This window comes from Streptomyces sp. NPDC048415 (assembly GCF_040651675.1).
Lineage (GTDB): Bacteria > Actinomycetota > Actinomycetes > Streptomycetales > Streptomycetaceae > Streptomyces.
Window position 1 is genome coordinate 79105 of the sequence record NZ_JBEZKJ010000028.1, and the last position, 15239, is coordinate 94343.

Genomic DNA, 15239 nt, shown 5'->3' on the forward strand with positions numbered 1-15239 from the left:
CCACCCCTTCCTGACACTCAGGAGCACTCACATGACGACGGCCGTAGCCGCCCCGTTCCGTTTCTTCTCCCTCCAGGTCGTACGGACGAGGCGGCTCGGCCCGTCTCTGGTCCGGGTGACCTTGGCGGGCCCCGATCTGCGCGCGTTCCACTCCGACGGGCGTGACCAGTCCCTGTCGCTCTTCCTTCCGCACCCGGGCCAGTCCGAGCCCGCCGTCCCGATCGAGCTGGGCGACGGGTGGTGGCAGGGCTGGCGCGAACTCCCGGACGACGTAAGGGCGGTGATGCGCTCGTACACCCTGCGCGCGCTGCGCCGGGGCCCCGACGAGATCGATATCGACTTCGCGCTGCACGGGGTCGGGCCGGGTGCCGCGACACCCGCGGGCCCCGCGTCCCGGTGGGCGTCCGGGGCGGGCGCAGGTGACCGGGTCGTGCTGCTCGGCCCGGCGATCGAGGACAACAGGGCGATCCGCTTCCGCCCGCCCGAGGACACCGACCTGGTGGTCATCTGGGGCGACGAGACGGCCGTACCCGCCGCCTCGGCCATCCTCGAATCGCTGCCGGCGGACACGCGCGTGCGGGCCTGGCTGGAGGTCCATCACGCCGGTGACATCCAGGACCTGGTGACCGAGGCCGACGCCGAGATCACCTGGCTCGTGCGGGACGCGTACGGCGTCGAGGGGTCCCCCATGGCCCTCGACGCCGTACGGGCCGCCCAACTCCCGCCCGCCGAGCGGCCGTACGCCTGGATCGCGGGGGAGTCGGGCTGTGTGAAGCAGCTGCGCCGCCATCTCGTGGGCGAGCGCGGGTTCGACCGCAAGCGGGTGACGTTCGTGGGCTATTGGCGGCGCGGGCTGAGCGAGGAGCAGTTGCGCGAACAGGAGTGACGGCGGTCACGGGTGGGGTGAGGTTTCGACAGATCTTTAGTTAGGTTAGGCTTACCTAAGTTGAAGGTCGCGACTTCACCTCTCCCCTGTCCTGCACGGACTGTCCCCTCGGAGGCACCCCACATGCGCTCGCACCTGCTCAACGACACGACCGCGGACCGGTACCGCCGCTCCGTGACCGAAGGCATCGAGCGGGTGGCGGCCAAACTCGCCACCACCGACCGTCCGTTCACCGGCGTCACGGTGGACGCCCTCGCTCCCCGCATCGAGCGGATCGACCTCGACAAGCCGCTGCACGACACCACGGCCGTCCTCGACGAGCTGGAGGAGGTCTACCTCCGGGACGCGGTCTACTTCCACCACCCCCGCTACCTCGCGCACCTCAACTGCCCGGTCGTCATCCCGGCCGTGCTCGGCGAAGCCGTCCTCTCGGCGGTCAACTCCTCCCTGGACACCTGGGACCAGTCGGCCGGCGGCACCCTCATCGAGCGCAGGCTCATCGACTGGACCAACGAACGCATCGGCCTCGGCCCGGCCGCCGATGGCGTGTTCACCTCCGGCGGCTCGCAGTCCAACCTCCAGGCGCTGCTGCTCGCCCGCGAGGAGGCCAAGCCGGGGCGGGCAGGGTGGGAACAGGGGGGCACTCTCGCCGAGCTGCGCGTCTTCGCCTCCGAGGTCAGCCATTTCAGCGTCAAGAAGTCGGCGAAACTCCTCGGTCTGAGCGCGGACGCCGTCATCTCGATCCCCGTCGACCACGACAAGCGCATGCAGACGGTCGCGCTCGCCCACGAGCTGGAACGCTGCGCGCGCGAGGGGCTCGTCCCCATGGCCGTCGTCGCCACCGCGGGCACCACCGACTTCGGCTCCATCGACCCGCTGCCCGAAATCGCCGAGCTGTGCGCCCAGTTCGGCGTGTGGATGCACGTGGACGCGGCGTACGGCTGCGGGCTGCTCGCCTCCCTGCGAAACCGGGACCGCCTCGACGGCATCGAGCGCGCCGACTCGGTCACCGTCGACTACCACAAGTCCTTCTTCCAGCCGGTGAGTTCCTCCGCCGTGCTGGTCCGGGACGCCGCCACCCTGCGCCACGCCACCTACCACGCCGAGTACCTGAACCCGCGCCGCATGGTGCAGGAGCGCATCCCCAACCAGGTCGACAAGTCCCTGCAGACCACCCGCCGCTTCGACGCGCTCAAGCTGTGGATGACGCTGCGCGTGATGGGCGCCGACGGCATCGGCGAGCTCTTCGACGAGGTCTGCGGCCTGGCCTCCGCCGGGTGGGAGCTGCTCACCGCCGACCCGCGCTACGACGTGGTCGTCCAGCCGTCCCTGTCCACCCTCGTCTTCCGTTACCTCCCGGCCGCCGTCACCGACCCGGCCGAGATCGACCGCGCCAACCTGTACGCCCGCAAGGCCCTGTTCGCCTCCGGTGACGCCGTCGTCGCGGGCACCAAGGTCGGCGGCCGTCACTACCTGAAGTTCACCCTGCTCAACCCCGAGACCACGGTGGACGACATCACCGCCGTACTCGACCTGATCGCCGGCCACGCCGAGCAGTACCTGGGAGAATCCCTTGACCGCGCTTCCTGACGCCACCCGCGTCCATGATTTCGTCGGGATCGGGCTCGGGCCCTTCAACCTCGGCCTCGCCTGCCTCACCGAGCCGATCGCCGAACTGGACGGCGTCTTCCTGGAGTCCAAGCCGACCTTCGAGTGGCACTCCGGGATGTTCCTGGAGGGCGCGCACCTCCAGACGCCGTTCATGTCGGACCTGGTCACCCTCGCCGACCCGACATCCCCCTACTCCTTCCTCAACTACCTGAAGGAATCGGGCCGCCTCTACGCGTTCTACATCCGCGAGAACTTCTATCCGCTGCGCGTCGAGTACGACGACTACTGCCGCTGGGCCGCGAACAAACTGACCAACGTCCGCTTCAGCACGACGGTGACCGAAGTGACGTACGAGGAGGGTGTGTACGTCGTCCGGACGGGGGCCGGCGAGTCGTTCCGCGCCCGCCACCTCGTCCTCGGCACGGGCACCCCGCCGTACATCCCGGAGGCCTGCGCGGGTCTCGGCGGCGACTTCCTCCACAACTCCCGCTATGTGCACCACAGGCAGGAGCTGCAGCGCAAGGAGTCGATCACCCTGGTCGGCAGCGGCCAGTCCGCCGCCGAGATCTACTACGACCTGCTGAGCGAGATCGACGTCCACGGCTACCAGCTGAACTGGGTGACCCGCTCCCCGCGCTTCTTCCCGCTCGAATACACCAAGCTCACCCTGGAGATGACCTCCCCGGAGTACATCGACTACTTCCACGCGCTGCCCGAGCCGACCCGCTACCGCCTCAGATCGGAGCAGAAGGGCCTGTTCAAGGGCATCGACGGCGACCTCATCAACGAGATCTTCGACCTGCTCTACCAGAAGAACCTCGCCGGCCCGGTCCCCACCAGACTCCTCACCAACTCCTCCCTGAACACGGCCCGTTACGACGACGGCGCGTACACCCTGGGCCTGCGCCAGCAGGAGCAGGGCAAGGACTACGAGCTGCGCTCCCAGGGCCTGATCCTCGCCACCGGCTACCAGTACGCCGAGCCCGAGTTCCTGAAGCCGGTCCGCGACCGTCTGCGCTACGACTCGCACGGCAACTTCGACGTGGCCCGCAACTACGCCATCGACACCACCGGACGCGGCGTCTTCCTGCAGAACGCGGGCGTCCACACCCACTCGATCACCTCGCCGGACCTCGGCATGGGCGCGTACCGCAACGCGTACATCATCCGCGAGCTGCTCGGCACCGAGTACTACCCGGTCGAAAAGACGATCGCCTTCCAGGAGTTCGCCGCATGAGCCCCCGCACCGACATGGGCACCTTCACCATCCGCCCGCTCGACCCCACCGAGGACGCCGAGCTGCTGCACGGCTGGGTGACGCATCCCAAGGCCGCCTTCTGGATGATGCAGGAGGCGAAACTGCACGACGTGGAGCGTGCGTACATGGCCATCGCGGCCAGCGACGACCACGACGCGTTCCTCGGGCTGCTGGACGGCGAGCCCGTCTTCCTGATGGAGCGCTACGACCCGGCGCACGTCGAGCTCGTCGGCCTGTACGAGCCCGAGCCCGGCGATGTCGGGATGCACTTCCTGGTCGCGCCGGCCGACATGCCCGTGCATGGCTTCACCCGGGCCGTGATCACTGCCGTGATGGAGCATCTGTTCGCCGACCCGGCGACCGCGCGCGTCGTCGTCGAACCCGACGTACGCAACACGGCCGTGCACGCGCTCAACGAGGCCGTCGGATTCGTGCCCGAGCGGGAGATCCAGAAGCCGGAGAAGAAGGCGCTGCTGAGCTTCTGCACACGGGAGCGGTTCGAGAAGGCGGTGGCCGCGTGACGCTCGCAGACGCCGTCACTCACCTCTCCCCCGAGCGCTGGGCCCGCGCCAACCGCCTCCTCGTCCGCAAGGCACTCGCCGAGTTCGCCCACGAGCGGCTGATCACCCCGCAGAGGCTCCCGGACGGCCGTTACGAGGTCCGTGGCGACGACGGCCTCACCCGTTATCGCTTCACCGCCACCCTCCGCTCGCTGGACCACTGGCAGGTGGACGCCGACTCGATCACCCGGCACCGCGACGGCGGTGAACTCCCCCTCGCCGCCCTGGACTTCTTCATCGAGCTGAAGAAGTCGCTCGGCCTGAGCGACGACGTTCTGCCGGTCTACCTGGAGGAGATCTCCTCCACCCTCTCGGGCACCTGCTTCAAGCTCGCCAAGCCGCAGATCCCCTCCGCCGAGCTCGCGAAGGCCTCCTTCCAGGAGATCGAGACCGGTATGACCGAGGGCCACCCCTGCTTCGTCGCCAACAACGGACGGCTCGGCTTCGGTGTGCACGAGTACCTCTCGTACGCGCCCGAGACGGCGAGCCCGGTCCGTCTGGTGTGGCTGGCCGCGCACCGCTCACGGGCCGCCTTCACGGCGGGTGTGGGCATCGAGTACGAGTCCTTCGTACGGGAGGAGCTGGGCGCGCAGAGCGTCGAGCGGTTCGCGAAGACCCTGAAGGACCAGAACCTCGACCCCGACGACTACCTCCTCATACCCGTCCACCCCTGGCAGTGGTGGAACAAGCTCTCCGTGACCTTCGCGGCCGAGGTCGCCCAGCGGCACCTCGTCTGCCTCGGCGAGGGCGACGACGAGTATCTGGCCCAGCAGTCGATCCGGACGTTCTTCAACACGAGCGCGCCCGAGAAGCACTATGTGAAGACGGCGCTGAGCGTCCTCAACATGGGCTTCATGCGCGGCCTGTCGGCCGCCTACATGGAGGCGACCCCGGCGATCAACGACTGGCTCGCCCAGCTCGTGGAGAACGACCCGGTGCTCAAGTCCACCGGCCTGTCGGTCATCCGTGAGCGCGCGGCCGTCGGCTACCGCCATCTGGAGTACGAGGCCGCCACCGACCGCTACTCCCCGTACCGCAAGATGCTCGCCGCCCTGTGGCGCGAGAGCCCGGTGCCCTCGCTCCAGAAGGGCGAGACCCTGGCGACCATGGCCTCCCTCGTGCATGTCGACCACGAGGGCGCCTCGTTCGCGGGCGCGCTGATCGAACGGTCGGGGCTGACGCCGGTGGAGTGGCTGCGCGGCTACCTCCGCGCCTACCTCACTCCCCTCCTGCACAGCTTCTACGCCTACGACCTCGTCTACATGCCGCACGGCGAGAACGTCATCCTGGTCCTCGCGGACGGCGCCGTGCGGCGCGCGATCTACAAGGACATCGCCGAGGAGATCGCGGTCATGGACCCGCAGGCGGTGCTGCCGCCCGCCGTCGAGCGGATCAGGGTGGAAGTGCCCGAGGAGAAGAAGCTGTTGTCCATCTTCACGGACGTCTTCGACTGCTTCTTCCGCTTCCTCGCGGCGAACCTCGCCACCGAGGGCATCCTCGACGAGGACGACTTCTGGCGGACGGTCGCCGAGTCCGTACGCGAGTACCAGGACGCGACACCCGAGCTCGCCGAGAAATTCCGGCAGTACGACCTGTTCGCGCCCGAGTTCGCACTGTCCTGCCTCAACCGTCTGCAGCTGCGGGACAACGGGCAGATGGTGGACCTGACGGACCCGTCCGGCGCGCTGCAGCTCGTCGGCGTTCTGAAGAACCCGCTCGCGGGGCTCTGAGACCGGGCGGGGCCCAGGAGACGGTCCTCCTGAGCCCTGCCTCCTCACCTACACCCAGGGAACCTGGGGCGACTTGTAATAGCCGATCCCCAGCGCGTCCCAGCGCGGGCCCTGTGCCGCGAGGCGCACCTTGTAGGCGTCCCAGTCGTGCGTCGAGGCCGGCGACCAGCCGAGTTCGGCGACCCCGGGCAGCCGCGGGAAGGTCATGTAGTCGATGTCCGCGTCGCTGACGATCGTCTCGGTCCACAGCGGTGCCTCGACACCCCGGATGGCCGAACTCGGCGCGTCGGGGAGGTAGTTGCCGGGGTCCCAGTCGTACGCCCGCTTCACCTCGACCAGGCCCGCCCAGTCCTGCCCGAGCGGGGTGTCGGCGGTGTACTTCATGTCGAGGTAGATCCGGTCGGCGGGCGACAGCACGAGCCCCGTCCCGTTCCGGGCGGCCTTCGCGACCTGTGCCTTCTCCTCGGCGCTGGTGTCGTCGAGCCCCCAGTACTGGGCGATCGCGCCCTTCGCCGGGGTGGCCCCGGTCAGCTGGTGCCAGCCGATCACCGTCTTGCCGTACTGGGCGACGAGGGGCTGCACCTTGTCCATGAAGGTCACATAGTCGGCGTGACTGGTGGAGTGGGCCTCGTCCCCGCCGATGTGGAGGTACCGGCCCGGGGTGATCGCGGCCAGCTCACGGATCACGTCGTCCACGAAGTCGTACGTCACGGACTTGCCCACGCACAGCGAGCTGAAGCCGACGTCGGTGCCGGTGTAGAGGGGCGGCGCGACGCCGTCGCAGTTCAGCTGGGCGTACGAGGCGAGCGCGGCGTTGGTGTGGCCCGGCATGTCGATCTCGGGCACGACCTCGAGATAGCGCGAGGCGGCGTACCGGACGATCTCCTGGTAGTCCGCCTTGGTGTAGAAGCCGCCCTGTCCGCCGCCGACCTGCGTGGAGCCGCCGTAGCCGGCCAGGCGGGGCCAGGAGTCGATCGCGATCCGCCAGCCCTGGTCGTCACTGAGGTGCAGATGCAGCTTGTTGACCTTGTAGAGCGCCAACTCGTCGACGTAACGCTTTACTTGGGCGATGGTGAAGAAGTGCCGGGAGACGTCGAGCATGGCGCCCCGGTAGCCGTAGCGCGGGGTGTCCTTGATCGTGCCGCCCGCGATCAGCCAGGGTCCGGGCTGTACGGAGTCCTTCTCGGCAGCGGGGGGCAGCAGCTGGCGCAGGGTCTGGACGCCGTGGAAGAGCCCGGCGGGCTCGGCGGCCGTGATGGTGACGCCCGAGCTTCCGCTGTCGATGCGGTAGCCCTCGGCGCCCAAGTGGGTCGCAGCCAGGTGGAGTTGGATGCCGCCGCTGCCGTGCGAGGTGACCGGCAGCCGGTAGCCGGTGGAGGGCCGCAGGATGTCCGCGAGGTACTCGCCGACGCGGCGGGCCTCGCGCGAGTCGTCGACGCGGATGCGGGTGTCCCCGGTGACGCGGTACGGGGATCCGCTCGCGTGGGCCGAGGCGGGGGCAGGAACCACCTGGCCGAGCGGCGTCGCGGTGTGGCCGGCGGCGGAGGGTGCCGCGCCGGCGACGGATATTCCGGCAGCGGCCACAAGCAGCAGCGTACCGAGAAGGCGGGGCGTTCTGTGCTGTCTCACATGCGCTCCCTTCGGATGGGTATAGACCACTCTCCCGCAGACCCGGTGAAACAATCCCCCTCATGGCGGAAATCATCCAGAGGGACGGCACCTGGAGCTTCGACGGCGACGCACTGCGGCTGACACCGGGACGCGACAAGAACGTCAGCCCGCTGCTCAAGGCCTTGGGTGAAATGACCGTCCCGCTGGGCGCGTTGGCCGGCGTCTCCTTCGAGCAGGGCAAGAAGACGGGGCGGCTCAGGCTGCGGCTGCGCGACGGCGCCGACCCGCTGCTCCAGGCGACCGGCGGCAAACTCGGGGAACCCAACGACCCCTATCAGCTCACCGTCGAGTCCGACCGCTACGGAGTCGCCGAGTACTTCGTGGACGAGGTCCGCGACGCCCTGCTGCTCGACCAGGTGTCGACGCGGCCGGTCGATGGCTATCTCCTCGCCGGCCCCTCCGTGCCGCTGTCCGTCTCCGCCGGTGACGGCACGGCGAGCTTCGACGGCGAACACGTACGCCTGGAGTGGAACTGGAAGACGGAGGACGCGAAGTCCGCCGCCGGCCCCCGCTCGCTCGCCCTGGCCGACATCACGGCCGTCGAGTGGCATCCCGCGGTGGGCCTGGAGAACGGCTGCCTGCGCTTCACCGTGCGCGGCGCGGAGACCAAGGCGCCGCCGAAGTACGACCCCCACTCGGTGGAGCTGTGGGGCTTCAAGAAGGACCCGCTGATGGCGCTGGTCGCGGCGGCCGTGCAGGCGCGGCTGCCGCACCCGGCGGCGCCCGTGGAGACGAAGCCGCTGTCCCCGGCGCCCCCCGAGCCGCCCGCCGAGGACGGCCACGACGCGCTGCTGCGCCGACTGCGCGAGCTCGGCGAGCTGCGCAAGGAGGGCGTCCTGACGGACGAGGAGTTCACACTGGCCAAGCAGGCGGTCCTCAAGCGCATGTGAGGACCGCCCGCCGGCCACCGGTCGTACGCCCCGCCTTCCGGGCGTACGCGGGACCTACTTGGCCCGGCGCGCCACCGTGAAGTGGTCGACTTCCGCACCGGTTTCGGCGATACCGCGCACCTTCAGGGTGGTCAGATGACCCTTCGGCGCCGGGGTGACGTCCACGCGCAGGAACGAGTAGTTGAGGTAACGGACCCGGGACCAGGTGACCGTCTCGTTCTGCTTGCCGTCCTTCTGGTTGATGAAGGAGGCGACGGACTCGACCTCGTTCTCGTGGCCTTCGTACGACTCCGGGGCGGTGAACGCGTACAGGCTGCGGCCGGCCGCACCCGCCGTGACGTACACGACGCCGTCGGTCTCCGGGTACGCCGTCCCGCCGATCGGGAGCTTCTTGGTGACCGCGCCCGCCTTGATCACGTCCGTGCGCTCGTACTGGTGGTTGTGGCCGTTGATCACCAGGTCGACCGTGTACTTCTCGAACAGCGGCACCCACTCCTGGCGCACGCCCCCCTCCGAGGCGTGCGCGGTGGAGGTGCAGTACGCGCAGTGGTGGAAGAAGACGACGACGAAGTCGACGTCCTTCGAGGCGCGGTACTTCTTGAGCTGCGCCTCCAGCCACTTGGTCTGCGTTCCGCCCGAGATGCCCAGGTTCGCCGGAATCTCGAAGGAGATGTCGTTGGCGTCCAGCGAGATGATCGCCGTGTTGCCGTAGACGAAGGAGTAGACGCCGGGCAGGTTCGCCTTGTCGGGGCCGTTGTCCGGCAGCGTCCAGCGGGCCTCCTCGCCGCCGTAGCCGTTGGGCGAATACCACGCTTCCATGTCGTGGTTGCCGTACGCCGGCATCCACGGCACCGACTTGGCGACCGTCTCGGTCTGGGCGAGGAACTGGTCCCAGATGCGCGAGTCGAAGCCGGTGTCCTCCTTTTTGCCCGCGCCGGCCGGGTCCGCGTACGCGATGTCACCGGCGTGCAGGTGGAAGGCCGGGTTCTGGCCGAGCAGCAGGGCGTCGTTGGCGAGGCCGTGATAGCCGACGCCCTCGTCGCCGAAGGCCGTGAAGGTGAACGGCTTGGCGCTCGCGGGCGCGGTGGTGAAGGTGCCGAGGGCGCCGAGCAGGTGCGGGGCGGCCGGGTCGAAGCCGGCGTGGCCGACACCGTAGTAGTACGTCTTGCCGGGGCGCAGGTGGGTGAGCTTGGCGTGCAGGTAGTACTGCGTGTGGTCGGCGCTCGCGCCGACGCCGGCCGGAGTGTAGAGGGTGCGCACCTCGGCCTCGATCTTGCGGGAGAGGTCCCAGGGGTGGGCGCCGACGCGTATGTACGGCTTCTTCACCGCGGTCGGGACCTGCCAGGAGACCGTGACCTCCGTGCGCGGGTCGTTGCCGAAGGCGAGGTGGCGGCCGAAGGGGGCGACGAGCGCGCCGGCGACCGTCTCGGTGGATGCGGCGGTGGCCTGTGCGGGGATCGCGGCCTGTGCAGGGATCGCGGCCTGTGCGGTGGCGCCCGGCAGGAAGGTTCCGCCTGCGACGGCGCCGAGGGTCACGGCGCCGCCTCTGATCATGTTGCGCCGGGAGAACTTGGCGCGGAGATACTCGTGCTGCTCGGCCATGCTCATGCGCTCGGCGAGCTTCTCCGGTACGCCCATGCGTGGAGTGTCCATGGCCTCAGAAGTTGCTCCCGGCAATCGACGCGGCGCAAGACACAGGATGGACAGCTTGCAAACAGCGGGCCATAAGACTTTCAACAGTCGGTTGCCCGAAATCGGGCAGGATTCTTGCGAACCGGCTCCCCGTAATCCAGGATCTACCGAGTGCACGACGAACTTGTTGATCACCTGACGCGATCCACGCCCCTGAACCGTGGCGAGGCACTGCGGGTGATCCAGGACGTGCTCGCCTACTTCGACGAGACGACCGAGGAGTACGTCCGTCGCCGCCACCGCGAACTCCAGGGCCAGGGCCTGGTGAACGCGACGATCTTCGAACGGATCGAGGCGGACCTGAAGTACCGCGCGGTGGCACCGCCGGAGCTCACGCTCAGGCAGCTCCGCCGCATCGTCTACGGCTGAGGAATACCTATATATGTGCGGAATCGTCGGATACATCGGCAAGCGTGACGTGGCTCCGCTGCTGCTCGAGGGCCTGCAGCGGCTGGAATACCGCGGCTACGACTCGGCGGGCATCGTCGTCACGACGCCCAAGTCGGCCGGCCTGAAGATGGTCAAGGCCAAGGGCCGGGTCCGCGACCTGGAGGCCAAGGTCCCCGCGCGCTTCAAGGGCACCACCGGCATCGCCCACACCCGCTGGGCCACCCACGGCGCCCCCTCCGACGTGAACGCCCACCCGCACCTGTCGGCCGACCACAAGGTCGCGGTCGTCCACAACGGCATCATCGACAACGCCTCCGAGCTGCGCAAGAAGCTCGAGGCCGACGGCGTCGAGTTCCTCTCCGAGACCGACACCGAGGTCCTCACCCACCTCATCGCCCGCTCGCAGCAGGAGAAGCTCGAGGACAAGGTCCGCGACGCGCTCCGTCTGATCGAGGGCACGTACGGCATCGCCGTGATGCACGCCGACTTCACCGACCGCATCGTGGTGGCCCGCAACGGCTCCCCCGTCGTACTCGGCATCGGCGAGAAGGAGATGTTCGTCGCCTCCGACGTCGCCGCCCTGGTCACCCACACCCGGCAGATAGTCACCCTCGACGACGGCGAGATGGCCACCCTCAAGGCCGACGACTTCCGTACGTACACCACCGAGGGCACCCGTACGACGGCCGAGCCGACCACCGTGGAGTGGGAGGCCGAGTCGTACGACATGGGCGGCCACGACACGTACATGCACAAGGAGATCCACGAGCAGGCCGACGCCGTGGACCGCGTGCTGCGCGGCCGCATCGACGACCGGTTCTCGACGGTGCACCTCGGTGGCCTGAACCTGGACGCCCGCGAGGCGCGTGCCGTGCGCCGTGTGAAGATCCTCGGCTGCGGCACCTCCTACCACGCGGGCATGATCGGCGCCCAGATGATCGAGGAGCTGGCCCGCATCCCCGCGGACGCCGAGCCGGCCTCCGAGTTCCGCTACCGCAACGCGGTCGTCGACCCCGACACGCTCTACGTCGCGGTCTCCCAGTCCGGTGAGACGTACGACGTACTCGCGGCCGTCCAGGAGCTGAAGCGCAAGGGCGCGCGGGTGCTGGGCATCGTCAACGTGGTCGGCTCGGCGATCGCCCGCGAGGCGGACGGCGGCATGTACGTCCACGCGGGCCCCGAGGTCTGCGTGGTGTCCACCAAGTGCTTCACCAACACCACCGTCGCCTTCGCGCTGCTCGCCCTGCACCTCGGCCGCACCCGCGACCTGTCCGTCCGGGACGGCAAGCGGATCATCGAGGGCCTGCGCAAGCTGCCCGCGCAGATCTCCGAGATCCTCGAGCAGGAGGACGAGATCAAGAAGCTGGCCGAGCAGTACGCCGAGGCCCGCTCGATGCTCTTCATCGGCCGCGTCCGGGGCTACCCGGTGGCCCGTGAGGCCTCCCTGAAGCTCAAGGAGATCTCGTACATCCACGCCGAGGCCTACCCGGCCTCGGAGCTCAAGCACGGCCCGCTCGCGCTCATCGAGCCCGCCCTGCCGACGGTCGCGATCGTCCCCGACGACGACCTGCTGGAGAAGAACCGCGCGGCACTCGAGGAGATCAAGGCCCGCAGCGGCAAGATCCTCGCGGTCGCGCACCAGGAGCAGGAGAAGGCCGACCAGACGATCGTCGTCCCGAAGAACGAGGACGAGCTGGACCCGATCCTGATGGGCATCCCGCTCCAACTCCTCGCCTACCACGCGGCGTTGGTGCTGGGCCGGGACATCGACAAGCCGCGGAACCTGGCGAAGTCGGTGACGGTGGAGTAGGCAGCACCCCGTCAGGGGCGCGGGGCCGTGACATCAGGCGGCTCCGCAGCGCGGGCGCGAGCAACCCCCACCAGCCGCCCCGAAAAACAGCGATGAACGGGTCCCTGTGCGTGCCACCAGCGCACAGGGACCCGTTCTTTCAGGAGCCGGGGCCGCCCATTACCCCGGCCCGCGCCCGCTTCAGCCGGTGGCCGTCACCCCCCGGCCGGCGGCGCGCCCGGGCAGTGCGGTGGGCCAGTTGGCGAGCGCCGCCGTGGCCCCGTACCAGGCCAGCAGGCCACCGACCGCGGCGAACCAGCCCGCGACCTTCGCCAGACCCGTGCTGTCGCCGAACTGCCCGATGGCGAGCAGCAGAAGGGCCACGAAGAGCAGTCCGTACGTGCCCCGCACGAGCGTCGGCGCCCCGGTGGACCCGACGGTCAGGCTGAGCGCGACGAGCGCGAACAGGAGCAGGAAGAGACCAGCCGCATTGGCGGCGACCTGCGCGTCGGCCGTGACGCCCCAGGTGAACCAGAGCGCGCCGAGCGCGGAGAAGGCCGTACCGGTGAAGGCGTCATGGTCGCGGAAGGCGAACAGACCGGCAACGAAGAGCGCGATGCCACCGACATAGGTGGCGAGGGAGACGGAGTCGGCTGCCGTGACGCCGTCGATCACTTGGGTGTGACCGAGGCCGAAGGCCAGCAGGGTGAGTCCGAGCGCGAGTTGGCCGAGGGTCGAGGTGGTGCTTCCCGCGGAGACGTCATTGTCCACGGCGGGCTCCCTTCATGCATGTGCAGTTGTGCTGCGTGGTACCGGCCGTGCGGTTGGTCCGGCGACCGGTATGTACCCTTCACAAGGGCACAAACCACCTCTACGCGCGAGTAGATTTATGCCGGTACACGCCTGGGCCAAAGGGAGTTGACGACCCATCGGGAATGCCGCCGCGCTCATCCCACCTGGGACGAGGGCGAGTTACGGAACGACGATCACGGGGCGCTGGGCGCGCTTGGCCAGGCGGCCCGCGACCGAACCGAAGATGCGTCCCACGATGCCATGGGTGCAGCCCACGACGATCGCGTCCGCCTCGTACTCCCGCCCCACCTCTTCGAGTTCATGGCAGATGTCTCCGCCGCGCTCGACGAGGATCCAGGGCACCTCGGCCAGATACTCGGCGCAGGCCAGCTCCAGCCCGAGCACTTCGGTGCGATGGTCCGGCACGTCCACGAAGACCGGTGGCTCGCAGCCCGCCCACACCGTGGTGGGCAGCCGGTTGGCGACATGCACGATGATCAGGCCCGAGCCGGAGCGGTGGGCCATGCCGATCGCGTAGGCGAGGGCGCGCTCGCTGGACGTCGAACCGTCGAAACCGACGACGACGCCGTGCTTGAAGGCGGGGTCGCAGGACTGGCGCGGTTCTTCCGCCGCCAGGGGCTCGGCCGCCGTGGGATCGGCGAGCGGGCGCTTGCGGTCCGCGTGATCGAAGAATTCGTGACCGGCCATGGATATCTCGGCGTTTGGATCCTCGTGGTGGGGACGACAACGTGCGGCAGAGCGTGCCCGGGCTGTCCGGGAATCATCTTCCCAGCCCCTTACCCCCAAGGGTACGGCGGCACGCCTCCTCTGCCCAGATCCCGCGCGCCTTACGCGGCGTTCCCCGGAGCATGCATGAGAGGCGCCCGTAACGCAATGGTTGCTGCCCAGTACAGGCGGTTTGCACAGGGTTCACCCGGCGACGGGGCAGACAGTGCCGTACGGCAGTGACCGGCCGGTCGAACACGCGTTGAACGGGTGAGCCACCGCCATGGGAGCACTGGAGTACTAGGGAGCAGACCGTGTCCGGACCCGAGACCGCGTCCCACCCCTCCTCGGGAGCGCACGCCGCACCGCCGCCCCCGTCGGACACGGCGAGCGATGTGGTGCGCTGGGCGGCCTTCAGCTGCGTGCTGGTCCCCGTGGTCCTCGTCTGGTACGGCACCTCGCTCGCCGGCGCGGCCGGCACGGCACTGGGCCTGGCGGCCGTGACCGGGGTCTGCCGGGTGCTGCTGCGGCAGTCCGAGCGGGGCGCGGCGCGACTGCACGCCGCGGAGCGGGCCCCGCAGCACCGGGGACGGCACAGCAGGAGCGGCGCCGGAGCTCATCGAGACGGCAGGAGCGGCGCCGGGGCTCACAGAGACGGCAGAAGCGGCTCCGGAGCTCACCGAGACGGCAGAAGCAGTGTCGGGGCTCACCGAGACGGCAGAAGCAGTGTCGGGGCTCACAGGGGCGGTCGGCGCGGCGGGGGAAACAAGCCGGTCGACTGACCGGTTTGCGCGCACGCCTCCGCCTCTTTTCAGCCAACTTCTGGTTATGGCGCATCCCTTGCTCGAACGACCCCCCAACCCCCGTTCGACCTGCACTGAAAGGGCCACAGGGGGCGCGCACACCCTACGTGGATTGGCCACGGCCACGAGGCGCACTTCCCTGCGCGGCCCACGAGTGCAACGCTTCGTGATCGAATGCTTCACGCCAAGTTGCCATGTCGACATTCTGCGGAGTAGCGAACTGGTCACCTTGGCGCCACGGGACACAGTAGATTCGATCTTGTCTTACGGCGGGGGACTCGTGCAGGACCGAGGGGAAACGTGCAGGAGCGACACAACCGAGGAGCCGCGACCACCGAGGGGGGCTTAGGGCGTGTGTCGAAAGTGGATCTTGAGGTGGGATGATCTTGCGTTGTGGCACGTGGAGATCTGACGGATGCGCAGTGGGCCCGCCTGGAGCCG

At 69.0% G+C, this 15239-nt stretch carries 12 protein-coding genes and 1 pseudogene; 9 read left to right on the forward strand and 4 right to left on the reverse strand.

Annotation, left to right across the window (positions count from 1 at the left end):
- Nucleotides 1-31: 31 nt before the first annotated feature.
- The 5 genes from AB0D27_RS20265 (at nt 32) to AB0D27_RS20285 (ending at nt 6045) form a co-directional block, all read left to right on the forward strand.
- Nucleotides 32-886 (forward strand): siderophore-interacting protein, encoded by an 855-nt coding sequence (locus AB0D27_RS20265; protein WP_362510324.1) that lies wholly within the window; start codon nt 32-34, stop codon nt 884-886.
- A gap of 123 nt (nt 887-1009) precedes the next feature.
- Nucleotides 1010-2476: a lysine decarboxylase DesA gene (gene desA / locus AB0D27_RS20270; protein ID WP_362510327.1), complete on the forward strand. Its 1467-nt coding sequence runs from the start codon at nt 1010-1012 to the stop codon at nt 2474-2476.
- Nucleotides 2460-3734, forward strand: coding sequence for a SidA/IucD/PvdA family monooxygenase (locus AB0D27_RS20275; protein ID WP_362510330.1), 1275 nt, complete (start codon nt 2460-2462; stop codon nt 3732-3734). The genes desA and AB0D27_RS20275 overlap by 17 nt, the downstream gene beginning before the upstream one ends.
- Nucleotides 3731-4276 carry a GNAT family N-acetyltransferase gene (locus AB0D27_RS20280; protein ID WP_362510333.1) on the forward strand — a complete coding sequence of 182 codons (546 nt, stop codon included), beginning with the start codon at nt 3731-3733 and terminating at the stop codon, nt 4274-4276. The genes AB0D27_RS20275 and AB0D27_RS20280 overlap by 4 nt, the downstream gene beginning before the upstream one ends.
- Nucleotides 4273-6045 (forward strand): IucA/IucC family siderophore biosynthesis protein, encoded by a 1773-nt coding sequence (locus tag AB0D27_RS20285; RefSeq protein WP_362510336.1) that lies wholly within the window; start codon nt 4273-4275, stop codon nt 6043-6045. The genes AB0D27_RS20280 and AB0D27_RS20285 overlap by 4 nt, the downstream gene beginning before the upstream one ends.
- Before the next feature lie 48 nt (nt 6046-6093).
- On the opposite strand, the gene AB0D27_RS20290 is transcribed toward AB0D27_RS20285, so the two are convergent.
- On the reverse strand, nt 6094-7674 hold the full coding sequence (locus tag AB0D27_RS20290) for a beta-N-acetylhexosaminidase (RefSeq protein WP_362510339.1): 1581 nt from the start codon (nt 7672-7674) through the stop codon (nt 6094-6096).
- A gap of 62 nt (nt 7675-7736) precedes the next feature.
- On the opposite strand from AB0D27_RS20290, the gene AB0D27_RS20295 reads away from it, so the two are divergent.
- Nucleotides 7737-8606 carry a DUF4429 domain-containing protein gene (locus tag AB0D27_RS20295; protein ID WP_362510342.1) on the forward strand — a complete coding sequence of 290 codons (870 nt, stop codon included), beginning with the start codon at nt 7737-7739 and terminating at the stop codon, nt 8604-8606.
- A gap of 54 nt (nt 8607-8660) precedes the next feature.
- Here AB0D27_RS20295 and AB0D27_RS20300 read toward each other — a convergent pair whose 3' ends face one another.
- On the reverse strand, nt 8661-10244 hold the full coding sequence (locus AB0D27_RS20300) for a metallophosphoesterase family protein (RefSeq protein WP_362510376.1): 1584 nt from the start codon (nt 10242-10244) through the stop codon (nt 8661-8663).
- A 165-nt stretch (nt 10245-10409) separates the two neighbouring features.
- Between AB0D27_RS20300 and AB0D27_RS20305 the strand changes: the two genes are divergently transcribed.
- A complete protein-coding gene (locus tag AB0D27_RS20305) occupies nt 10410-10667 on the forward strand; it encodes a hypothetical protein (RefSeq protein WP_362510344.1) in 258 nt (85 codons plus the stop codon).
- 13 nt (nt 10668-10680) lie between these two features.
- The gene (gene glmS / locus AB0D27_RS20310) at nt 10681-12498 is read left to right on the forward strand and encodes a glutamine--fructose-6-phosphate transaminase (isomerizing) (RefSeq protein WP_362510347.1); all 1818 of its coding nucleotides are present in this window, start codon (nt 10681-10683) and stop codon (nt 12496-12498) included.
- Nucleotides 12499-12678: 180 nt separating this feature from the next.
- On the opposite strand, the gene AB0D27_RS20315 is transcribed toward glmS, so the two are convergent.
- Complete coding sequence (locus tag AB0D27_RS20315) at nt 12679-13248, reverse strand: acetate uptake transporter (protein WP_362510350.1); 570 nt, start codon at nt 13246-13248, stop codon at nt 12679-12681.
- Nucleotides 13249-13449: 201 nt separating this feature from the next.
- A complete protein-coding gene (locus tag AB0D27_RS20320; protein ID WP_362510353.1) occupies nt 13450-13977 on the reverse strand; it encodes a universal stress protein in 528 nt (175 codons plus the stop codon).
- 413 nt (nt 13978-14390) lie between these two features.
- Here AB0D27_RS20320 and AB0D27_RS20325 point away from each other — a divergent pair.
- A pseudogene (locus AB0D27_RS20325) lies at nt 14391-14627 on the forward strand (hypothetical protein); the annotation flags it as partial.
- Nucleotides 14628-15239: the final 612 nt, after the last annotated feature.